Here is a 23,210-nt window from a genome sequence, read left to right as displayed (position 1 = left end):
GGCGCCGGGCGTGCCGGCGCGGGCGGGCGTCGTCGCCCGCGGCGGCTCCCTCGGTCGGCGCCGCATTCTGCCGTCGCGCCTGCACGATCAGCGCCGGCAGGCTCGGCACCGGGTGCGCGGCGTGCCGCAGGGCCTCGTCGATCGCGACCACGTCGCCGCCGGCGATGGCTTCGCACGCATCACCGTCGCCCGCCCCCACCGCCCGCGACGCTGCGAGCGCCGCATGCCCGAGCGCCCGGATGGTCGCGTCGTCGGCCCGGCGGAACAGGACCCTGAGGTGGTCGTTCGCCCGGGCGCGCAACCCGTCGAAGGCGTCCGCTTCCGAGCGCCCGTTCCGGTAGCCGTCGCGGTACCAGGCGGCGATGCGGTCGAGGGCGGCGGGGTCGGCCTGCGCGAGGATCGGCAGGTTGCGCAGCACCTGCGCGCGGGCCGCCTCCGGGCCGTCGTCGTCGTCGAGGGTCGAGTCGGGGAAGCGGTCGGGCTCCACCACCTCGGTGACGGCGCCGGCCCGGATCAGGCGCTCAGCATCCGGCATCCAGATGTCGTCGGAGGCGACCGCCAGCGCCTCCGCCGTGAAGTCCGCGGCGAGGCCGGCGTCGCGATAGGCCGCCCGCTCGGGGCTGGCGTCGACGGCGAAGGTCTGCCCGAACAGGCCGGCCTCGTAGGGGGCGTGGAAGCCGAGGCGCCCGGCCGTGCCGAGGTAGCGCGCGCGGCCGCGGACGAAGGCCAGGGTGCAGGCCGAGGCGCATTCGTCGGGGACGTAGGTGTCGAGCCCGTGCTCGGCGATCAGCGCCCCCAGCGCCAGGCCCTCCTCGACCAGGCCGCCGCCGCTGGTGAGGTGGATGCGGCGGGCCTGCGGGTTCGCCGCCAGAAGGGCCTCGACCCGCAGCGCGACGCCGTCCATCAGGTCGCCGGCCACCCGCACGTCCGCCCCGCCCGGCCCGAGGGCGACCCGCGCCGCCGCGTCCGCCGGGGCGAAACGCTGCGCCAGATCGGTCGAGGCGCCGACGAAGGCCATCCGCAGGGAGGTCCGCGTGTCGGCCGAGCCCGCGCCGACGAGGCAACCGAGGCCGAGGGCGGAGGCGGCGCAGGCGAACGCGAACCGGGATGGGATGCGGCGACGGGTGTGGATCGGCATGCCGAAACCTCTCGCCTGCGGCGTCGCGCAGGTCGTCCGATGGCTGGACTTCGGGGTGGGACTGGACTTCGGGGTGGGATCAGGGTCGGGCCGACCGCGTCGGCCGGGTCGCCCGCGAGGGCGCTTCGCCGCTCAGGGCGTCTCGCTCGCGAGGTAGGCGACCATCATCTCGGCCACGGCGCGGCCGGCATAGGCCGGCGGGCTCTCGCCCCGGCGCACCGGGAAGGCGTCGACGATCCTGCGGCCGGCCAGGATGCCGCGCACCTCGTCGGGCATCAGGCCGTCGTCGATGGCGGTGGCGAAGGCGGCCCGGCCGTAATGCCGGCGGTGCGCCCGCGCGGCCAGGGCGAAGGTGCGGGATCCGAATGTCCGTCCCGCGCCGGATGCGTCAAATGCCGTGTCGTGATGGCCCATCGCCGTCGTCCTTCCGTGCCGTATTGCGATCCTTCCCCGTGCCGTCGGTGCGACGACACGACGGGATCGGACGGGCCTCGGGTCGGGACTTGCGCATGGCGACGATCATGCCGGCCTCCGGGCGGCGTGCTGCCACCTCTTGGGTTCGATGCTGATGATCCTAGCCAATGCGGCCGGGGATGTGCTTCCAAAGATCGCCGCCCCTGCAGGTCGGTCCTGATGCGGACGGATCGAACCGCAGAAGGATCGCGATCGCCGGCCGGTCGGGCCCGCGGCGTCGGCGCCGTGGATTTGCGCGGCCGCCCCACTGGCGTTCCGGACGCGCGCACGCCAGAATCGCCGCCATGCACGACGGCACCCGCGTGGAGATCACGCCCGAGATCCTTCTCAAGGCCTACGCCGCCGGCATCTTCCCGATGGCCGAGGACGCCGACGACCCGACGCTGTACTGGGTCGAGCCCCGCGCCCGCGGGGTGCTGCCGCTCGACGGGTTCCGCGTGTCGAAGCGGCTCGCGCGCACGGTGCGCTCGGACGTGTTCGAGGTCCGCAGCGACACCGACTTCGACGGCGTGATCGGCGGCTGCGCCGCCCCGCGCCGCGAGAGCGAGCGCACCTGGATCAACGGCCGCATCCGCGAGCTCTACGGCGCGCTGTTCGACCGCGGCCACGCCCACACGATCGAGGTCTACGCCGGCGAGCCGCGCCGGCTCGTCGGCGGCCTCTACGGGGTCTCGATGGGGGCGGCCTTCTTCGGCGAGAGCATGTTCCACGAGGTGCGCGACGCCTCGAAGGTCGCCCTCGTCCACCTGATGGGACGGCTCCGCGCCGGCGGATACCGCCTCGCCGACACCCAGTTCGTCACCGAGCACCTCGCCCAGTTCGGCGCCGAGGAGCTGCCGCGCCACGTCTACAAGCGCCGGCTCGCCGAGGCGCTGGGCCACGCCGCCGACTGGAACGCCTGGCCGACGGACGGCAGCGTCCGAGGGGCGCAGGCCCTGGCCGCCCTCGGGCCGGGCTCCGCGGAGGCGTGAGGCTCCCCTTCCCTCCCCCGCTTCAGGGGGGAGGGAAAGGGGGATGCGGTCAGCGGAAGATCGCGTCGAAGATCGATTGCGGCTGCGGGGGCTGCGGCGGGGCCGGGGCCGGGCCCTCGTTCGACGGGAAGAACTTGCGCGAGGGCTTCTGGCGCGGCTGGACCGGGACGCCGCGCGGCGCCTCGACGTCGACCTGGCCGGCGGAGTTGACCTGCTGCACGGTCTTGGCGGCGTCCTTCGTGCCGCGCTTGCGCTCGGGCTTGGCGGCCATCGCCGGCACGTCCTCCTGCTCGCGCGCCTCGGCGATGATGTCGCTGCCGCCCTTACAATCCACCAGCCACACGTCGTAGATCGGGTGCTCGATCGCGTGCAGGCCGGGGCTCGAGGCGAACATCCAGCCGGTGAAGATCCGGCGGTACTTGTTCTCCAGCGTCACCTCGTCGACCTCGAGGAAGGCCGTGGTCTTGGCGCTCTCGGTCGGCGGCCGGGTGTAGCAGACCCGCGGGGTGAGCTGCAGCGCGCCGAACTGCACGGTCTCGTCCACCGCCACCTCGAACGAGACGATGCGGCCGGTGATCTTGTCGAGGCCGGAGAACACCGCGGTCGGGTTCTTGATCTTGTCGGCGGAGGCCGGGCCTGCGCAGAGCGCGAGGGCGGCGAGGCCGAACGCGGCCCGTGCGGTGATGCGGCTCAAGGCACGCCCCTCTCGGCAAGTGAACGACGCGGCGCGCGGCCGGCGGATCGACGCGTTCAATACGGAAACGGTGGTGGAAAAAGGGCGCGGCCTCCGTGGTCGCGACGCGGGCGGACAGGGCCTGCAGGTCTCGTTTCCGGCCCCTCCCCGTCATCCCGGGGCGCCGGAGGCGAGCCCGGGATCCAGCGCCGCGGGTCTCGCTCCAGTCTGCGCCTCGCGGCGGCCCTGGATTCCGGGCTCTGCTGCGCAGCCCCGGAATGACGGAGACCGGGTCGTCAAAGCAGATCCGGCCTCGGAGGCCTATCCAACCGGAGGGGAGACGTGCCGGCCGGACTGGTGGGGGGCTATTCGCCCGGCGTCCACGGCACGTAGTCGCCGGTGGCGGCGGGGCGGGCGCCCCAGGAGAGCTGCGAGCCCTTCGGGCGGTAGGCGTCGGCCGTGCCGGTCATGTTCTCGACGTGGGGCTTCTGCCACTCGCGCGGGGTGTAGGCCTCCTCGCTCGGCGGCAGCTCGATGTTGTGGCAGAGCCAGCCGCGCCAGCCGGGCGGGACCTTCGAGGCGTCGGCGTAGCCGTTGTAGACCACCCAGCGCCGCTCCGAGCCGACCGAGCGGTCGATCAGCGCCCCTTGCGCGCGGTAGTACTTGTTGCCGTGGTCGTCGCTGCCGACGAAGTTGCCGCTGCGCGCGGTGTAGAGCGCGAGCGACATCGTCTGCCCGTTCCACCACGTGAAGATGCGCAGAAGCGTGTCCTTGAGCGCCATCGCCGTCTCCGAAGCCTGCTCGCACGCGCGGCCGGGGATCGCGATCCGGGCTGCGCATGCAGAGCGCGGTTATGAGCAGCGGGTGCCCGCAAGTCCAGAACCAAGTCCGAAACCCGAGTCCGGGCGCCGGTGACGCCGCCGGGCGGGCGTCGCCGCGGACCGGCCCCGTTGCCCGGCGGCCATGCCGGCGCGGCGGCGCGGCGCGGGCGTTTTCGGGCGCCCCGACGACGCTGTGGACGCAAAAATTTTCCGCGCGAAATCCAGGAGGCGGAAACAGCACTTACGGCCGGCGCCGACTTATCCACAATTTTACCGCCAAGACCACAACATCTAGCGTGGAACCGGGAGGCCGAACACCACTTGTTGACGTGAAGGCCGGCCCGGCGTTAATGTCCGGGTCATGGTTCGGGAGCGCCGATCCGTTCGATCCGTGCGCGTCCAGCCACCTTCTTACCAACGTCGGCCGATCCGGGCAGCGTCGCTTCAGGCGCCCGGATTCGGCTCTTCGGGTCTCCGGATTCAACCCCGGGGCGCCTCTGCGCCTCGTCGGGAGAGGTGCGTCTCATGCGGTTCGAGCGTCGTTACACCACGTCCGGTTCCTCGCCTTATGCGGCGATCCCGTTCCGCAAGGCACTGTCCGAGATCCGCAACCCGGACGGCTCGACCGTCTTCCGCCTCGACGGGATCTCGGTGCCCGAGAGCTGGAGCCAGGTCGCGAGCGACGTGCTGGCGCAGAAGTACTTCCGCAAGGCCGGCGTGCCGGCGCGCCTGAAAAGGGTCGAGGAGAACGACGTCCCGTCCTTCCTGTGGCGCTCGGTGCCGGACGAGGCGGCGCTCGGCGAGCTGCCCGAGGCCGAGCGCACCGGCTCCGAGACGTCGGCGACGCAGGTGTTCGACCGCCTGGCCGGCTGCTGGACCTACTGGGGCTGGAAGGGCGGCTACTTCACCTCTGAGGAGGACGCCTCCGCGTTCCTCGACGAGCTGCGCTTCATGCTCGCCAAGCAGATGGTCGCGCCGAACTCGCCGCAATGGTTCAACACCGGCCTGCATTGGGCCTACGGCATCGACGGCCCGGCCCAGGGCCATTACTACGTCGACTACCGCAGCGGCGAGCTGACCAAGTCCGCCTCGTCCTACGAGCACCCGCAGCCGCATGCCTGCTTCATCCAGGGCGTGCAGGACGACCTCGTCAACGAGGGCGGCATCATGGACCTGTGGGTCCGCGAGGCGCGCCTGTTCAAGTACGGCTCCGGCACCGGCTCGAATTTTTCGATGCTTCGTGGAGAAAACGAAAAACTCGGCGGCGGCGGCAAGTCGTCCGGCCTGATGTCCTTCCTCAAGATCGGCGACCGGGCGGCCGGCGCGATCAAGTCCGGCGGCACCACCCGGCGCGCGGCCAAGATGGTCATCGTCGACATCGACCACCCGGACATCGAGCAGTACATCGACTGGAAGGTGAAGGAGGAGCAGAAGGTCGCCGCGCTGGTGACCGGCTCCAAGATCGTCTCCAAGCACCTCGCCGCGGTGATGAAGGCCTGCACCCAGTGCGAGGCGGAAGGCGACGCCTGCTTCGACCCCGAGCGCAACCCGGCCCTGAAGAAGGCCGTGAAGGCCGCCCGCAAGGACGCCGTGCCGGATTCCTACACCAAGCGGGTGATCCAGTTCGCCCGCCAAGGCTTCACCAAGATCGACTTCCCGGTCTACGACACCGACTGGGACTCGGAGGCCTACCTCACGGTGGCCGGCCAGAACTCCAACAACTCGGTCTCGCTGACCGACGACTTCCTGCGCGCGGTCGAGACCGACGCGCCCTGGGAGCTGAAGGCCCGCACCACCGGCAAGACGACCAAGACCCTGCCGGCGCGCGAGCTGTGGGAGAAGATCGGCGAGGCGGCCTGGGCCTCGGCTGATCCGGGCCTGCACTTCAACACCACGATGAACGACTGGCACACCTGCCCGACCGGCGGGCGGATCCGGGCCTCGAACCCGTGCTCCGAGTACATGTTCCTCGACGACACCGCCTGCAACCTGGCCTCGGCCAACCTGCTGACGATGTACGACCGCCAGACCAAGCAGTTCGACGTCGAGGCGTTCGAGCACCTCAACCGCCTCTGGACGGTGGTGCTCGAGATCTCGGTGACGATGGCGCAGTTCCCGTCGAAGGAGATCGCCGAGCTCTCCTACAGGTACCGCACGCTCGGCCTCGGCTACGCCAACATCGGCGGCCTGCTGATGACGATGGGCCTGCCCTACGACTCGGATAAGGGCCGGGCGCTGGCCGGCGCGCTGACCGCGATCATGACCGGCGTGTCCTACGCCACCTCGGCCGAGATGGCCGCGGAGCTCGGGGCCTTTCCGGCCTACGAGGACAACGCGGACGCCATGCTCAAGGTGATCCGCAACCACCGCCGCGCGGCGCACGGCGAGGCGGAGGGCTACGAGTTCCTCTCGATCGCCCCGGTGCCGCTCGACCACGCCAACATCCCGCAGGGCAATCTCGGCGACCACGCCCGCGCCGCCTGGGACCGCGCCCTGCGGCTCGGCGAGGAGCACGGCTATCGCAACGCGCAGGCGACGGTGCTGGCGCCGACCGGCACGATCGGCCTCGTCATGGATTGCGACACCACCGGCATCGAGCCCGACTTCGCCCTGGTGAAGTTCAAGAAGCTCGCCGGCGGCGGCTACTTCAAGATCATCAACCAGGCCGCGCCGGATGCGCTGCGCGCGCTCGGCTACCGCGAATCCGAGATCGCCGAGATCGAGGCCTACGCGGTCGGCCACGGCTCGATGGGCCAGGCGCCGGCGATCAACCCGGGCTCCCTGCGGGCCAAGGGCTTCACCGACGACAAGATCGCCGCGATCGAGGCGGGCCTGAAGTCGGCCTTCGACATCAAGTTCGTGTTCAACCGCTGGACGTTGGGCGACGCCTTCCTCACCGACACCCTGAAGGTGCCGGCGGACAGGCTCTCCGACCCGACCTTCGAGCTGCTGCCGTTCCTCGGCTTCTCGCGGAAGGACGTCGAGGCCGCCAACACCCACATCTGCGGGGCGATGACGCTCGAGGGCGCGCCGGGGCTGAAGCAGGAGCACTACGCGGTGTTCGACTGCGCCAACCCGTGCGGGCGGATCGGCAAGCGCTACCTCTCGGTCGACAGCCACATCCGCATGATGGCGGCGGCGCAGCCCTTCATCTCGGGGGCGATCTCCAAGACCATCAACATGCCCAACGACGCCACGGTCGAGGATTGCAAGGCGGCCTACACCCTGTCCTGGCGCCTGGCGCTCAAGGCCAACGCGCTCTACCGCGACGGCTCCAAGCTGTCGCAGCCGCTGAACTCGGCCCTGATCCAGGACGAGGACGACGAGGAGGACATGGTCGAGGCGCTGGTGCAGGCGCCGGCCGCCGCCAAGGCGACGCAGCTCGCCGAACGAATCGTCGAGCGGGTGATCGAGCGGGTCGAGCGCATCCGCTCGCGCGAGAAGCTGCCGCACCGGCGCAAGGGCTACACCCAGAAGGCCGTCGTCGGCGGCCACAAGGTCTACCTGCGCACCGGCGAGTACGACGACGGCCGCATCGGCGAGATCTTCATCGACATGCACAAGGAGGGCGCCGCCTTCCGAAGCCTGATGAACAACTTCGCCATCGCGATCTCGCTCGGGCTCCAGTACGGCGTGCCGCTCGAGGAATACGTCGAGGCCTTCACCTTCACCCGCTTCGAGCCGGCGGGCTTCGTGCAGGGCAACGACGCGATCAAGAACGCGACCTCTATCCTCGACTACGTCTTCCGCGAGCTGGCGATCTCGTACCTCGCCCGCATGGACCTCGCCCATGTCGACCCCTCCGAGATCGGCTCGACCGTGCTCGGCGGCGGCGAGGGCGACACCACCCGCGAGGCGGGCAAGCCGCAGCAGACGGCCGCCAGCGTCGTCTCCCGCGGTCTGCTGCGCGGCTCGGCCGACCGGCTGACCCTGATCCAGGGCGGCCCGTCCGGCGCGACCGTCGGCGTCGGCGCCGGCAACGCGGGCCAGTCGGCCCCGGCCGGCGGCGTGGTCCACGCCATGCGCGGCGCCACCGCGCTCAAGGCGGAGCCGGACTTCGCCGGCCACGCGGAGACGTCGATCGAGGCCCTGCCCTTCGCCAAGCCGGAGCGCAGCGTCGCCGACCGGCGCGCCGAGGCCAAGATGAAGGGCTACGTCGGCGAGGCCTGCCCGGAATGCGCGAACTTCACGCTGGTCCGCAACGGAACCTGCCTGAAGTGCGACACCTGCGGCAGCACGACCGGCTGTTCGTAGGCGCGGCGGTCGGCGCAGGGGACGTGTAACGTGTGAATCGAAGCATAAAAACGCCTTGCGGAACCATAGAGTAAGCTAGCTCGAAGCATAAGTTTGAAAATTCGAAGGGCGCGTGGCATAAGCCGCGCGCCCTTCTTTTGTTCAAGCTGCTGGTCTAACAAAAAGAATCCCCACGGACCCACCTAGCCAACAACCGATGAACAACCGAACAATTTTTTACTTCGCTTCCTTAATTTGACACCGAGCCGCACTCGAACAAATTAGCTCCGCGCCCAATCACGGAGCCCACAATGAACCCGTCAAATATATTCAACGCATTGGCTCGTTTCTGCGCAAAAGGCAGTAACACTCAACGGATTTTACGCCGCTATAAATTCACCCCAGATCACAATAAGCCACTAATTGATAGACTGCCATTCCAGATGCAGATCCGACCTCGATAGCACAGAGACCTCACAGCGCGCATTTCTGATCGCGCCAAGTGAATCTTGACTGACATCTTTGGTTTTAGACGTAGCGTCTAAAGGGCCTGCGGCGGAGATCTGCAATGGATAATGCTAATAGGCAGGCTGCCATGAACCGCATTCGCGCGCTGATGGCAAAAACTGTGTCCAATGGGTGTACCGAGAGTGAAGCTTTGGCTGCTGCAAAGAAGATTGGCGAACTCATGGATCGCTATGGGCTGACCTATTCCGATCTGGAACTCAAATCAGAACGTTGTAGGCAGCATACGGCTACGGAACGCTACCACGACGTCAACTTGGCTGCGAGTGCCATCGCCCGCTTCTGTGGCTGTCGCGTCTGGTTCGAGAGTGGTAGCGTTCAGTATTTCGGTTTGCCGCTCGACGTCGTCATTGCGAGCTACATGACAAGCCTGTGTCGATCGGCGATGGACGTTGGCTTCGATATCTATTGTCGATCGAGCGCACGTCCGCAGAAGTTCATGAGACGGGAGTTGCGCAAGCCATTCATGGTCGCGATGGGATACCGGCTCGCCGAGCGCTTCGAGGACATGGCGTCGGCACGAGAAACCAAGGCCACCACGGCGAATGGAACGTCCCTGGCCCTCGTGAAGAATGCGGTGGTCGAGGCTCAGTATCATGCGCTGGGGTTGACGCTTACCCCCTGCAGAGCCTCTCGGTACCGCGACAACTCTTCAGCCCGGGCCGCGGGTCGGGCTGCGGGCGACCGGGTGAACCTGGTGACGGGCATTTCCGGCGCGCGACCTCCAAAGTTTTTGTCATGATCGACGTGGTAACCGCCGACGACAGTTCAAGGAGATGGCGCGCGGAGGGATCCGCGCGCTATTTTTCTTTGTTTACAGAGCGTTACCGAACAGCGGCGAGGTGACGAACGCGCAAGCTCGGTGGTGCTGCAGCGCAGTTCCATGAGACCTCCCGACCCGACCATCTCAAAAGGCGGCCCTTGCCGGACGCGTACGGGCGAGATCAGCACGCGCCCCTGAGCCAGGGATACGATCTGTCAGCCAATTTACGTCATCGGTGACGACCTCCGATCGAACCCCCATGCGGAAGGGCCGACGCCATGATGCGAACGATCGTCTATGCCGACGGAGGTTGCGACCCGAACCCTGGACCCGGCGGCTGGGGCGTCGTCGTCGCGGCACAGGACGGCATGGTCGAACTCTGCGGCGGGGAGCCCGGCACCACGACCAACAACCGCATGGAGCTGACGGCTGCGATCAAGGGCCTCGAGCATTTCCCGGCCGGTGCGGCCATCGAGATGCGGTGCGATAGCCAGTACGTCGTCAAATCGGTGACGGAATGGATGCGCGGCTGGAAGGCGAAGGGCTGGCGCACGACAACGGGCGACGTGAAAAACGTCGACCTGATGAAGCGCCTCGATGAACTGAACGCCGCGCGAAACGTGATGTGGACCTGGGTCCGGGGGCATGCCGGCGACCGCCTCAACGAGCGCGCCGACGCTCTGGTTCACAAGGGCCGTCGCGAGGCAAAGCTCGGCAAGCTCGAATCGCGGAGTCACGCTGCCCCGGAACATGAGGCTGCTGCCACCCCGGTCGTCCCGCACCAGGGTGCGGCCTTACGCGTAGACCTCGCGCTCGGCCTTCAGGTCACGCGAGCCGCAAAGGCGGCGGGTGTCACGCCCGACGAGCTGGTCGACGACGCGATCCGCTTCTACCTCGAGATCGGCCCCGGTGAGGTCGCGCGTCTGCGATCGAGCCGGGCTTAACGGATCGGGACAGCCCGGGATCACGAATGCCTGCCAGTCCTTCCTGGATGCCGTGAGTTCGAGCATTTCACTCATCGAGTGTCTGCGCGATCAACGGCAGACGTTCGAAAGCGTAGCGTTTCTAATGCCCTGTCGCGGATCGCCGGCAGGCAAAAGCTGGCAGCGCAATCGCCTCTCCCAACGCGGGAATCTTAGATAGTCACGATCAAGGTCGCGGCATTTTCACAGCTGTACATATAGACCCGGAGTTCAGTGGCTTAAATCATGCTCTGAATCCAATGAAATTTTTTGGTCCGGCGCAATAGAAGAAGTTATTTGATATTAGTGAAAAAATAGAATGTAATTTTAGAGGGATATCGCCTAAGCGACACTGTTCAAATTGGCAGTCTGGAGCCCCTTCTGGAGAGGGCATGGTGTGGCTGTGTCGCGCAAATCGATGAACGCCTAGAGGATCATTTTGGTTGGGCATACTACGGGTACGACGGGCCGCGGCTTAATGAGCAAAACCCGGGCAGCCACGCGCTGGCGCAGCCTGGCATCGACGCGTCATATCGTGTTGCTGCTGATCTGCTCCATCTACTTCATCGTCTACATGGACCGGGTCAATCTCGCGACGGCCGCCGGCAACGTCCGCGACGAGCTTGGCCTAAGCAACACTCAGCTCGGCCTCGTATTCTCGGCCTACGCCTATCCTTACGCCGCGCTTCAGTTGTTCGGCGGAGGATTGGCCGACCGGCTCGGCCCGCGCCTGACCCTCGGAGTGTTCGGGAGCATCTTCGCACTCGCCACCGTGTTCACGGGCCTCGTCGGTGGTCTGGCCTCGCTGATCGTCGTGCGTGCCTTTGTTGGCCTCGGCGAAGGACCGGCGCTTGCGGCCGCCACACGGGCGATCGCGGACTGGATGCCGAAGGAGCGCTGGAGCTTCGCCCAGGGGCTAACGCACGCGTTTTCGCGCATCGGTAACGCCGTCACCGCGCCCTTCGTCGCCCTCCTCATCGTCGCCATCAACTGGCGCGGCGCATTCTTCGTCATCGGCGCGCTCTCCCTGGCCTGGGTCGCCCTATGGGTCTGGTACTTTCGCGATGATCCGCGCCGCCACAGCGGCTCGACGGAGGCGGAGCTGGCCGAACTCGTGCCACGCCCCGTAAACAGGCCTCAGGTGCCGTACCGCCGCCTGTTCCGTCGCATGCTTCCGGTGATCCTGGTCGATTTCTGCTACGGCTGGACCTTGTTCGTGGTCTTGAACTGGCTGCCGTCGTTTTTCCGCGGTGCTTTCGGGCTCGACCTCGGCCGTTCGGCCCTGTTCACCGCCGGGATCTTCCTCGGCGGCATCTTGGGCGACACCCTCGGCGGCATCCTGAGCGATCGCATCCTGGTCCGGACCGGCAGTGTCGTCCGAGCTCGGCGCGACCTCATCGCTGGCGGTCTGATCGCTTCAGCTATCTGCTTCTCGCCGATCCTGTTCTCGCACGACTTCGCCATCGTCACCGGCGCGCTCGTGCTGGGGTTCTTTTGCATGGAGCTCGTGATCGCGCCGCTCTGGTCGGTGCCGATGGACATCACCCCCGAATTCTCCGGCACGGCGAGCGGGTTCATGAACTTCGGGGCGGCCAGCGCCGGGATCATCAGCCCTTGGGCTTTCGGCTGGATCGTCGACCTCACAGGCAATTGGAATCTGCCCTTCGCCTTCACGGTCGGCCTGATGCTATGCGGAGCCTTTGGCACCCGCTTCATGCACCCTGAGCGTCCTTTCTCCGCGCCCAATCAACAGGTCTGACATGACGATCGCACTCGATGACGAGGCCGCAGCGATGCGAGCTGGTGCCTTCGGGGAGGCCCGTCGACTTGCGATCGAGCATCAGATCGCCGTCGGCGACTTCTTCGACGCGCCTGACTTCGTCGCCGTGACCCAGGCCCATGTCATGGGCGATACGGAGTCCCTGGGCGAGGCCGGTGTCGCCTATGTCGAACGGCTCGCCGCACTTCCGGAAGCTGAGCGTCGCACCCGGATCCCGACCATCACCGATCCACGCGGCCTCGATTTTGCCGCCTACCGACGCCTTGGCCAAACCGAGGCCATGGCCGCTCTCGAACGCCGCGCCGCTCATGCGCTGGAAGCGCTCGGCGTGCTGATGACCAACACCTGCATCAACTATCAGACCGTTATGCCGCCCACGCGCGGCGAGCACCTCGCCATGGGTGACACCGGTGTCGCCATCTATTGCAACAGCGTCTTCGGCGCGCGGACCAACTTCGAGGGCGGGCCTTCGGCACTCGCAGCCGGGCTGACCGGTCGCACTCCACGCTATGGCTATCATCTCGATCGGTATCGCCGCGCCACGCGCCACTTCGTCGTCGATGCCCCGTTGCGCGATCTCGCCGATTGGGGTGCGCTCGGCGCTCTCATCGGTCGATCCTGCAATAGCTACTGGGAGGTCCCTGTCATCGAGGGCGTCACCGTATCGCCCGGCTCGGACGCGCTGAAGCAGCTGGGAGCGGCCATGGCGAGCTTCGGCTCCACTGCCCTCTTCCACCTCGTCGGACTGACCGCGGAGGCTCGCGATCTCGGTGACGTCAGCGACGGAAGCTTGCCGGAACCGACAGTGATCCGCTTGGGCGACATCGAAGGGCTCTACAAGCGCTACGAAGCCCCCGGCGAGAAGGTCGATGTCGTCGTGTTCTCGGCCCCGCAGCTGTCGCTGATGGAGCTCGACGATCTCGCGCGTCGTCTCGACGGGCGTACGGTTCACCCTGAGACAGACTTGCTCATCGCCACATCACCCGAGAACAAGTCGGCAGCGGACCGGATGGGGCTCACCCGCCGGATCGAGGCGGCCGGGGGCCTCGTGCTCGAAGGCGTCTGCTTCTATCAGTCCTATGCTCGCGAGATGGCCGAGGCGATGGGCTGGCATCGCCTGATGACCCCCTCCGCCAAGCTCGCGAACATCATTGGCGGATATGGCTATGCGCCCACCCTTGGGACCGTCGAGCAGTGCGTCGACGCCGCGGTCGTCGGGAGGATCAGCGCATGATCCAGTTGCGGTGCCATCCGGGTGTCGGACCCATCGTGCGCGGCGTCGCGCTCGTCGCGCAGGATGATTTCAGCGCCCGATACGATCTCGACCGCAGCCGCGGAGTGTTTTCGCGGGAGGCACACCGCCTGCACGGCCAAAGCTACGTCGGCCGCATCCTCGTGCTCAACACGGCCAAAGGCGGCGTCGCTTCGGCCTGGATGCTACGCGACATGGTCGAGCGCGGGCTGGCTCCGGCTGGCCTGCTCTTCAATCGGGTCAATCCGATCCTGGCGCAGGGAGCGGTCTTCGCCGGCTTAGCGCTGATGGATCGGTTCGACGGCAACGTGACGAGCCTGATCGCGACGGGAGACGAACTCGAGCTCGATCCTGCACAAGGACTGATCTCGATCACTCAGAGAACGATTGGCTAACCTGAGCGTCCGAAATAGCCGCCATCTGCGGCCCTTCTCGACGACCCGGTCGGGTGGATTTCTGCACGTCGGCGCTCCGGTGACATACTCATGAGCCGGACGTTTGCCTCACGTGTTCAGCGGCACAGGTTGGTGCCACCGCGGCCTCGCCCAAGGGCTTGCGGCACGATTTCTATGTGCATGCCCTTTGCTCTGGTATACCTCTGAATCGAATGCAATTCTGGCTTGGACATGCCGACATCGCGATAACGACCATCTAGGCGGACGTGATGGGGTCCGAAGAACGCAAGATCGCTGGCCTGTGTGATCGCTGACCGTTCGAAAGCACTGCACAGAGTGCGACTTATAACTTGCACGATGCAGTATGCGACTTTCCTCTGCGTAGTAGAAATATGAAAGATGAAATCTATGGCTGGGTCCGTTCACGACCCTTAGCAGACCGTCAGGTTGTGTGTGCGAGGATGGGTGGCGGTCCACCAATTGGCTCGTTCAGAGGTCGACATGGTGAGGATCGTGGTTCGCATCTCCAGGCTGTTCCCTGATAGTGGTTGATGAAAAATTGACCCGAGCCAGCGAATCAAAGCAAAGCATCCGAGAGAAGATCGCCGCGCTGCTCTGTAGCTTGATCCTCGCTTATTACTGCGGCTCCTGGGCTATGTCTCAGTTCGAGGATGCCGCTGTGCTGCGCGATGGGCAGGTTGTTGACGCGCGCGTGATGTCGACGCGTACAGGTCAGGGTGTCATTCGCGCGACCATCGAATACCGCGGCATGGCTGAGGGACGCGAAGTTGCCTGTGTCGCGGAAGTGTCGCTCGGCAAGCTGAGGTCCAGTCCGACAATCGGGGAGCAGATCAGCCTCAGCGTTCGGCCGGGTCCATGTGCCCGGCCGGTCAGCCGGACCGCCCTCCAGTTGCCCTGGGTCTTCGTGGGCTTGGCGCTCCTGATGTTGGCCGTCGCGGTCGCCTCCGCAATAAGCTTGGTCCGGCGCGCGATCCCCTCAGGCCAGCAGCGGTGACGATCACGAGCGGCCGCTTTCCACCCATAGCTGACTCGATCGATCGCACATTAAGAGTGCGGGACAAAACCACAATCAAAGATGCCTCCGAGCGTCACGGCCAACGGATTGTTGAGCATAGGCCGACATTACTGCGCTCAATCCCAAAAAGACTTAGAGCATCAGCTTCGGATTAATTCTTGCCAGCGACAATGCACGACGATTTTATATTATTATGGTATGAACCGATAATATCTCGCGTCATCCTGTCATCGAATTAAGAAGACTGCACGGACGGTAAGAGCACCCAAGACTCATACTCGCAGCGGTTACACGGATCTTGAGGAGGTCGACGATGCTCGACAAGAACCAATCAAATGATCGACCCCCACGAGGTGGTCCAAAGGTAAAGTTAGTGCACGGTTGGCCGTTCTGCCACGGGTAGCTTGGCCGGCGGAGCTGGTCGGGCGAGCGCAGCCGGCCAAGCGGAGAAGGCTGGCATGAACACCTCCGGGGCCGGCGGCCGGTATCCCAGCGATGCATGCGGGCGCACGCCGTTGTAGTGACGTCGCCAGCTTTCGATGACGACCTGCGCTTCCCTGAGTGTGTAGAAGATCTCGCCGTTAAGCAGTTCGTCGCGAAGCCGTGCGTTAAAGCTTTCGACTTAGCCATCCTCCCATGGCGAGCCTGACGTAATGTAGGCCGTCTTTGCTCCGACGCCGGCAATCCAAGCTTGGACGGCCTTCGCAACGAACTCCGGTCCGTTATCCGAGCGAATATGGCCAGGCACGCCACGCAGGATGAACAAGTCCGAGAGCACATCGATGACGTCGATCGCTTTCAGCTTGCGGGCGACCCGAATCACCAGGCATTCATGGGTGAACTCATCGACCACATTGAGCATCCGGATCTTGCGTCCGTCATGCGTGCGGGCCTCGACGAAGTCGTACGACCACACGTGATTGCGGCGTTCCGGGCGAAGACGAACACAGGAGCCGTCGTTGTCCCAGATCCGCCCCCGCTTGGGCTGCTTGGTCGGTACTTTCAGACCTTCACGCCGCCAAATCCGCGCGACGCGCTTGTCGTTGACGAACCACCCGGCCGCCTTCAGCAACGCACTGATCTTGCGGTAGCCGTAGCGCCCGTACTTCTCGGCCAACGCCACGAGATCGGCCGTCAGCGCCTCTTCGTCGTCGCGGCCCCGCGGTACCTTACGCTGTGTCGAGCGATGCTGTCCGAGCGCCCGACAAGCGCGACGCTCGGAGACGGTCATCGTCCGCATGATGTGCTCGACACAGGCGCGTCGGCGCGCAGGGCTCGAGACGTCTTCCCCGGGACGCCTCCTGCAGGATCAGCTTGTCCAGCGTCAAATCGGCGATGGCTTTTCGAAGCCGAGCATTCTCGGTCTCCAGATCCTTCATCCGTCGAACCTGATCCGACTTCAGGCCGCCAAACTCACGCCGCCAACGGTAGTATGTCACTGAGCTCACGCCGAGCGCGCGGATTGCATCTGAAACGCTCTGGCCCTGTGAGATCAGCACATCCGCCTGCCGTAGCTTGGCGACAATCTCCTCAGGCTTCGGGTGCTTTGCCATCTTGTCCGTCCTCCAGGCTCAAAAGCCATATCAAAGGGCGGACCACTTCAATGGGGGCGGACCACATGGCTCCGCCCCCCGCCAGTGCATCCGTGTCGCGGCGGCTGCAGCTCACCGTCCCCGTCGCGCAGCAGGAGTTCGATCGGCTCGGCTATTTCACCGATTGCCTGTTGGCGGCGGGCAAGAACCTAACGTTCGATGAAGCCGTCTCGCGTCTGCTGATGCGCCCAGGAACCCCAATGCGATCACCGGGGTCCTTTGGCGAGCAGCCCGCCGTTCACTGAGCGTGGCGGCAATTCGCACCCTTCCAGGCGCTGGATTGTCACACGGCTGAGTTGAAGTCGCCCGTCCACCGCAAGGATCGCGATCGCGATGATGATCGGAACGTAGGTCAAAAGATCGCTCGTGCAAACCGCCCCCCCCGATGAGCATGGCAACGACGAATAACGAGATGGCGAAGCCTGCTGTTAAGCGGGATCCAGAACTTATTCAAATTCGCAGGTGCGATCATCGAGGCTGAGGCAAAAGCCTGGAACGCCCGGATGTTCGCGCCTGCTGCGAGCTCCCCTGCCACACGTGATTGCAGGACTACGGAATAAAAGGCTGCGATGCGTGTATGAACGATCCTACAGACGAGGATGCCGGTACAGGTGCCTCGTTCCTGGTGTGGATCCCGGTGGCATGTCCAGGAAGTCCCCGGCATGCGGCGAAGTCGCCCGCTTTGCACAGGCCATGCTGTGCTTCCGCCTGCGACCTCGCGCGTGAAGTCGCCGCCACACAGGTCCTTCGAGCTGGGACACGGCGTTCCATCGAGCAGCGTGCGGATTGCCGCGTTGCTCGATCGAGAAGCGCCGTCCTTCAGGGAGGTGCGTTGTCACGCGGCAAGGGTGTTGTACACAACGTCGGCCCCGTCGAACCACCGCTCGAAGGCGTCCCGCGCCATGGGACGCGCGAACAGATAGCCTTGGCCTTCGTCACAGCCGATTTCGAGGAGCAGGTCGGCGATCGCTTGGGTCTCGATGCCTTCCGCCACGACCTGAAAGCCGAGATCGTGGGACAGTTTGGTCATCGTCTCGACGAGGCTGCGTTGCTTTCCACCCTCGGTGCAGTGCGCGATGAACGCGCGGTCGATTTTGACCGTATCGATGGGAAGTATTTGAAGGTACGACAGCGAACTGTGGCCTGTCCCGAAGTCGTCGATGGCGAGCCGAATGCCGGCCTCAGAGAGTTTGCGAAGCTGCTCCAAGGCACGTCCGGCATCCTCCATAATGGCGCTTTCCGTAATCTCGAGTTCGAGCCTGCCGGCCGGGACGTCGTGGTATTGAAGCAGGGCGATGACACGCTCGGCGAAATCCGGCTCATTGAGGTTTCCGGCCGAGACATTCACCGCCATGACCAGATCCCGGTCCGACACCTGCCAGGCCGCGAGCTGTTCCAATGCGGCGTTCAGCACCCACATCGTCATCGATTTGGCCAACGTCATCCGCTCGATCAGCGGGATGAATTCCGCCGGTGAGACCGCACCGAGCGTCGAGTGGGTCCATCGCAGCAGCGCCTCTGCCCCGACGCAGATCCCGGTCGCCAAAGCGATGCGGGGTTGAAACACGAGGGTGAGCTGATCGGGCTCGTCGAGAGCCTGACCGAAGGCGTTGATCAAATCGAATCGTCGTCGGTAAAGGGTGTCCTGCTCGGACGAGTACAAACTGACCTTACCCTCCGTCTTGCGGGCGTCCTGTGCCGCGCAATGCGCGAAGCGTAAGACATCGAGCGGATCTGTGAGCCCGATGTCGAACCGCGCCACACCGAGCGAGACCGTGGTGACGAAACGCGAACTGGCATTCTGGCGGATCGCGCCGAGCATCTTCGCCAAGTGGTGCAGGTACTCCGCCTCGACAACGCCAGACGGCGCAAGAAACGCAATCTGGCTCGCGCCGAGCATATAGGCCGAGCGTGTCGGTCCAAGAATGGACCGGAGAACGTCTGCGGCCTCCTTGACCAGATCGTCGAGGAAATTTGCGCCTATGACACGGGTTGCATGGTCGACCTCATTTGGCGAGGCGAGATCCACGACCACAACAAGGCGCTGACTGCTCCTGGCCTCGGTGCGAACGAGGTCGTTCAGATCGTCGAGGCATTGCGTCCGGTTGGGGAGACCGCTCATCGGATCAATGCGCCCGAAGGCATGCTGGAGTTCGACCTGGGCCATCACCATGGCAGCCATATCACGCAGCATGACAGTTTCGGCGTTCGTGAACGTCCGTGGCGTCGATCCGACGACACACAGCGCGCCAATCGCAAGTCCGTCGCGCGTCAACAACGGCGCACCCGCATAGAAGCGCGCGCCACTGCTGGCCAGCGGCGTGTCGCAGTACCCCGGATGCCGCGCGATGTCCTGTATCACGAGGACGCTGCCATTCGCGGTCACTTCGGCGCATGGCGCACCCTCGCGTGGCATAGATTCGACATCGAGACCGACCCGCGATTTGAACCACTGGCGATCGAGGTCCGTCAGCGATACGGCCGCAATGCCGAGCCCGAACAGATGGCTCGCCATCCGTGTGATGCGATCGAAACTCTCGCTCGGGGACGTATCAAGCAATCGCAAATCATGAAGGGCGGCCAGGCGTTTCACCTCGCGACGTTCGACATTCTGAACGGCCATCCTGCATCCCACGTCGAGCGATAAGCAACATCGTCTCAAACGACGACGTTTTGCCGAGCTCATGCCATCGGCCTTAAGATGGCCTGAATACCCTATCCTATATCCGAGCTGAAACGGGGGAGATGGTTTACCGTTTTATTTCTACGTCAGTACCTGAGCAGCTCAGGCGCAGTGATGCCTGCCCCCCCCGGCAAGATCGTGGAACCCTTGCCCCCACGGGCCCTGCGCGCGAGCCGCACGTGTCCGCTCGACGGCGGTCGCGATCGTCGTCGCGACATTGCGAATCTCGCGGATCCGCCCCGTAACCCCCTCTAATCCGAGAACCTCTGCCCAGTTCAGCCACGAGCAAACTCGAGTATCCTCTCAAAGAGCCAATCTCACAGACTTGGCAAAGGTTCACCTTTCTTAAGGCAGATCACGTCCCTATAACGAATGTGTGATTCCCGCCCGACATGGATTATCAGCGGCTAGAGCTCGATATTAACCAATCTTTATCACATTCAGCGCGATGCCATATCAGCCAGTATGGAGCCAATACGTGAGCATCGGCCGTAAGAACAGGATCGAAAGCATCGCCGTTCGAAACGCGCTAGTGGCAGATTTGGCTTATTCGACGGTGCCCACCAGTATCATGGGGTGCACAATCGTCGGAATCGCGGTCTTCGCCTATGTATCGACCGAACTCGTCATCCTGCTACCAGCTGCGGCATGTGGTGCGTTGGGCGCAATTGGCAAACTCGGCTTGATGCAATGTCAGCGGAAATTTGCCAAACGGAACGATCTCCAAACCTCGGAACCGATGGACTGGGAGTTATGGCATGCTGCGCTGACGATGCTCATGGCAGTGTCAGTTGGCATAATCGCAGCATCGATCTTCTTTCAAGACGATGTAAAATTGCAGATGCTCGCTACAGGGTTGATGTTCGGGTATTGCTCGGGCGTGGTCAGTCGATTGGGTATTCGACCGAAGATCGCGATGGCTGCGCTGATTTCGTCCGCTGGTCCGACCCTCATTTCGGCAAGTCTCTGGTGTGACAGTCCACATTTGATTCTCGCCGCAATATTCCTCATGTTCTTGCTCGGCGGCTTTGAAAGCGTCCGTCATGTCTACCAAACCGCGGTGAGACATTTCAGCATGCGCCTCGAGATGGCGATGCTCGCTCAAAAGGATCCGTTGACAGGTTTGGCCAATCGGATCGGCCTACGCACGGCGTTTCAGGCCATTAGCCCTGATGATGCGGTGGCTGTGTTTTGCCTGGATCTCGACGGTTTCAAGCTGGTCAACGATCGCTATGGCCACGCAATGGGCGACGCCCTGCTGAAGCTGGTCGCTGAACGCTTGGTCGCTGCGACGAGACCGGACGCAACCACAGTTCGGATGGGTGGTGACGAGTTCGTTGTTCTTCAACCCGGCATGCACCGACACAGCGAGGTTGAAGGTCTCGCTCGGGGCATCACCACGTATCTCCAGGAGCCGTTCAGACTGGTGGGTGAGGACGTTCGGATCGGCGCGAGCGTCGGTCACGCTGTGTCGGCGCTCAAGCCTACCGATCTCGACGGCTTGCTGATGCGTGCCGACGAAGCCTCCTACCGCATCAAGTCGTCTCGGAAGCCCGGGATGCCATCGAGGCGATCGCTGTACGTGATCCAAGGTGGTGCTTAAGGGCAGGTGCGTCTAGCCCTCTTCGGCTTCACCCACCGAGAGGCACATCAACCGAAATTCCCTCATAACGTCCGTATAAGCTATGCAGTCTGGTGCCTAGCATCGGATGTCGGTCGTAAGTTCACACTATTGACGTAACACGGATGCCCCGCCCTGGCGTCAGAGCACCGTGTGTTCACCCACCGTGGCTTCATCGAGGGGCGCAAGAAAGGCGGCACCGACGCCACCGGTAATGCGACGCGCGATCTTCGCTCGCTGCCGTCCAACCACGATCGTTTGCCCTACATCCAGCGGAGCATCCACCTGCAGCGCGACGCCTGTGGCCGACAGGTTGAGGATTTGTGCCGGAACGCTGGTGCCATCCGCCATCGTGACCTGCACGACCCTACATTTAGGCACGATTCGACGGCAGATGCGCACGTCCTCGACCGGCGGAGCTTGCAGTCGAGCCATTTCCAAGAGGTTGCGCACCACCTGGCCAGGCGCAACGCCACGGCCGACGACGCGGACAGCGAAGTCGTCGGGACCCGCTCGCACAACGCGAATGTCCATTACGCCGACGCCGCGGATCGAGCAGCCGAGCTGCGCCGCCACCGGGGGAATGGTCGCTGAGCGCATACGGATGCCCTCCGAGGAAATGTCCACGGTGATGGCATGGAACTCGGCCCCGCTGCCACTCCAGCAGAGCGCGGGAAGTATGATGGCGTGGCGCGGGTTGGAACGTCGCTCGGTCATGGGGCGGGTTGTTTCATCGGCAAGCTATGAAGAACCTGGACCTGCCTATGCGTTTAGGCGGACAGTTGCATTTGATCCAACAGCTACTTGTCCCCCGCGCCGAGAGCGGTGGAGGGCTGACTGACGGGCAGCTGAGTCCGTCCGCTGCCGGCCTAGCAGGCATCATCGCGTCAAGCGGTACCCGTGCAGATGTGTGCGCCGGTCAACTGGAAGGCTGGAGCGCTGAAATGGTCTCTATCGTTGATCAACCGGCTGGTCGGCCGTACGGCTGGTCGCGGCAGCCGAGTGATCGAAAGCGTACCCTTCGATCCACGCGTGACGGAGCAGGTCGACTTCGACAGCAAGCTGATCGATGTGCAGGATGGAAAGCTGGTTGTGGTGCCCCCCTGCGGATTGGCCCTGTCCATAACGAGAGTAGCGGCATGGAGACGCTGAACCGAACCGACGATCCGCACGCGCTAATGGCGCTCGCCGTCGCACGCCTCGACGACGCGGACATAGCAGCGTCGGGCAAGCCGAGGGGGCCCACAGCCTAGGACGCCATCGTGAAGCTCCAACGCACCGGCAGCCGAGCGGTGCTCGACCTCTGCGCTGAGTGTTGCGCCAGCCCTGACCCGCGCGAGCGCCAGGTGGCCGCGGCCGTGCTGGGCCAGTTGCGTGTAGGCGACGGACGGGTGAGCACTGAATTCCACGAGGTGCGGTACCAGGCGTTGCTCGCTGTGCTGCTCGCCGAGGTCGCCGGACCGGCCGACGCCCGTGTGCTGGCCTCCGCCTGCGTTGCGCTGGGCCACCTGTACGACCCACGGTCGATCCCAGCGGTTGTTGGACTGCACGGATATCCAGATCCAGACGTGCGCTATGCGGTCGTGCATGGTCTGATGGAGTACGATGTCGACGAAGCAGTCGTCGCCCTGATCGCGTTGTCCGCCGACGTGGAGGCGCAGGTGCGGGGTTGGGCCACCTTCGCGCTCGGCCAGCAAATTAAGCGCGACACGCCTGCCGCCCGCGTCGCGCTACGGAACCGCCTCCCCGACCCCGATTGCGACAGGCGCGCAGAGGCGTTGTGCGGTCTCGCGCGCAGGGGCGACGTTGTTGGTACCGAGACGCTGATCGCGGCCCTGCGGAGCGATGGCCCGTCTCCCGTTCTGCTCGAGGTAGCGATCATGGCGGCCAGTCCCACCCTGTGCCCGGCCCTGCGCGACGTTGAAAATCGATTGCCGAAGCCGAGCATGCACTGCAGAAGCGACCCGGTGCGGGAGGCCATGACGGACGCGCTGCGAGCGTGCGGGTGCGGCCTGGCGGAGCCGATATCCAGCACGGCGATGACAGGTCCAATCTGCGATAGCGTTGGATCCGCTATGGTCGTCGAGCATCACGCCAGCGGAGGAGCCTCAGCTCAGCGCCTTGAGCCTGCGTGAGGATGACGGGTTGTTCGATACGCCGTCGGTCGTCTACGGCGACATCGAGCCGGCCGATTTCCAGCGTTGACGCGGGTTGCGACAGGCCATTTCTCAGGCATCTGTCATACATGCTTTGCTTCACTCAATTCCCATTTTGCACAATGTGATCGTTGA

17 protein-coding genes and 1 pseudogene are annotated in these 23,210 nt (G+C 64.7%); 11 read left to right on the top strand and 7 right to left on the bottom strand.

Translation table 11 applies throughout. The features are described 5' to 3' along the window. Together FV227_RS11340 and FV227_RS11335 are read right to left on the bottom strand one after the other, a co-directional pair. Positions 1-1,138, bottom strand: a 1,138-nt coding sequence (locus FV227_RS11340) for a hypothetical protein (protein WP_147858944.1), incomplete at its 3' end; no start/stop codon positions are given. Positions 1,139-1,270: 132 nt separating this feature from the next. After that, positions 1,271-1,552: a hypothetical protein gene (locus FV227_RS11335; RefSeq protein WP_147729864.1), complete on the bottom strand. Its 282-nt coding sequence runs from the start codon at positions 1,550-1,552 to the stop codon at positions 1,271-1,273. A gap of 344 nt (positions 1,553-1,896) precedes the next feature. Here FV227_RS11335 and aat point away from each other — a divergent pair, with 344 nt between their 5' ends. Beyond that, positions 1,897-2,583 (top strand): leucyl/phenylalanyl-tRNA--protein transferase, encoded by a 687-nt coding sequence (gene aat, locus FV227_RS11330; RefSeq protein ID WP_147729863.1) that lies wholly within the window; start codon positions 1,897-1,899, stop codon positions 2,581-2,583. A gap of 49 nt (positions 2,584-2,632) precedes the next feature. Here the strand turns inward: aat and FV227_RS11325 are convergent, their stop codons facing one another. Continuing rightward, on the bottom strand, positions 2,633-3,277 hold the full coding sequence (locus FV227_RS11325; protein WP_147729817.1) for a DUF2155 domain-containing protein: 645 nt from the start codon (positions 3,275-3,277) through the stop codon (positions 2,633-2,635). Between the two features lie 344 nt (positions 3,278-3,621). After that, a complete protein-coding gene (locus FV227_RS11320) occupies positions 3,622-4,038 on the bottom strand; it encodes an NADH:ubiquinone oxidoreductase subunit NDUFA12 (protein ID WP_147729816.1) in 417 nt (138 codons plus the stop codon). A gap of 564 nt (positions 4,039-4,602) precedes the next feature. Here FV227_RS11320 and FV227_RS11315 point away from each other — a divergent pair. From FV227_RS11315 to FV227_RS11280, 7 genes are all read left to right on the top strand, one after another. Further along, entirely contained in the window at positions 4,603-8,331 is a 3,729-nt protein-coding gene (locus FV227_RS11315) for a vitamin B12-dependent ribonucleotide reductase (protein WP_147858943.1), read from the top strand. 574 nt (positions 8,332-8,905) lie between these two features. Further along, positions 8,906-9,577 (top strand): DUF2786 domain-containing protein, encoded by a 672-nt coding sequence (locus FV227_RS11310; RefSeq protein WP_187274766.1) that lies wholly within the window; start codon positions 8,906-8,908, stop codon positions 9,575-9,577. Between the two features lie 302 nt (positions 9,578-9,879). Continuing rightward, entirely contained in the window at positions 9,880-10,542 is a 663-nt protein-coding gene (rnhA, locus tag FV227_RS11305; protein WP_147842395.1) for a ribonuclease HI, read from the top strand. 496 nt (positions 10,543-11,038) lie between these two features. Continuing rightward, positions 11,039-12,319 (top strand): MFS transporter, encoded by a 1,281-nt coding sequence (locus FV227_RS11300; RefSeq protein WP_147842396.1) that lies wholly within the window; start codon positions 11,039-11,041, stop codon positions 12,317-12,319. Position 12,320: 1 nt separating this feature from the next. After that, positions 12,321-13,574, top strand: coding sequence for an aconitase X catalytic domain-containing protein (locus tag FV227_RS11295; protein WP_210246711.1), 1,254 nt, complete (start codon positions 12,321-12,323; stop codon positions 13,572-13,574). Next, entirely contained in the window at positions 13,571-13,987 is a 417-nt protein-coding gene (locus FV227_RS11290; protein ID WP_147842397.1) for a DUF126 domain-containing protein, read from the top strand. Before FV227_RS11295 ends, FV227_RS11290 begins: the two co-directional genes overlap by 4 nt. A gap of 544 nt (positions 13,988-14,531) precedes the next feature. Next, positions 14,532-15,002, top strand: coding sequence for a hypothetical protein (locus FV227_RS11280; protein WP_147858942.1), 471 nt, complete (start codon positions 14,532-14,534; stop codon positions 15,000-15,002). Positions 15,003-15,393: 391 nt separating this feature from the next. On the opposite strand, the pseudogene FV227_RS11275 reads toward FV227_RS11280, so the two are convergent. Then, positions 15,394-16,576 (bottom strand): annotated as a pseudogene (locus tag FV227_RS11275) (IS3 family transposase). 65 nt (positions 16,577-16,641) lie between these two features. Between FV227_RS11275 and FV227_RS11270 the strand changes: the two are divergent. Beyond that, entirely contained in the window at positions 16,642-16,860 is a 219-nt protein-coding gene (locus FV227_RS11270; RefSeq protein WP_147842400.1) for a hypothetical protein, read from the top strand. Between the two features lie 590 nt (positions 16,861-17,450). Here the strand turns inward: FV227_RS11270 and FV227_RS11265 are convergent. Continuing rightward, positions 17,451-19,238, bottom strand: coding sequence for a GGDEF and EAL domain-containing protein (locus FV227_RS11265; protein ID WP_147858941.1), 1,788 nt, complete (start codon positions 19,236-19,238; stop codon positions 17,451-17,453). A 538-nt stretch (positions 19,239-19,776) separates the two neighbouring features. Between FV227_RS11265 and FV227_RS30310 the strand changes: the two genes are divergently transcribed. After that, a complete protein-coding gene (locus FV227_RS30310) occupies positions 19,777-20,901 on the top strand; it encodes a GGDEF domain-containing protein (protein ID WP_281406244.1) in 1,125 nt (374 codons plus the stop codon). 159 nt (positions 20,902-21,060) lie between these two features. Here the strand turns inward: FV227_RS30310 and FV227_RS11255 are convergent, their stop codons facing one another. After that, positions 21,061-21,636 (bottom strand): PilZ domain-containing protein, encoded by a 576-nt coding sequence (locus tag FV227_RS11255; protein ID WP_147858939.1) that lies wholly within the window; start codon positions 21,634-21,636, stop codon positions 21,061-21,063. Positions 21,637-22,181: 545 nt separating this feature from the next. Here FV227_RS11255 and FV227_RS11250 point away from each other — a divergent pair. After that, entirely contained in the window at positions 22,182-23,054 is an 873-nt protein-coding gene (locus FV227_RS11250) for a HEAT repeat domain-containing protein (protein ID WP_187274765.1), read from the top strand. Positions 23,055-23,210 lie beyond the last annotated feature (156 nt).

The sequence above is a fragment of the Methylobacterium sp. WL119 genome (assembly GCF_008039875.1).
Classification (GTDB): Bacteria; Pseudomonadota; Alphaproteobacteria; order Rhizobiales; family Beijerinckiaceae; genus Methylobacterium.
The sequence above is the reverse complement of the archived record's forward strand: the minus strand, read 5'-3'. Positions and strand labels throughout refer to the sequence as shown.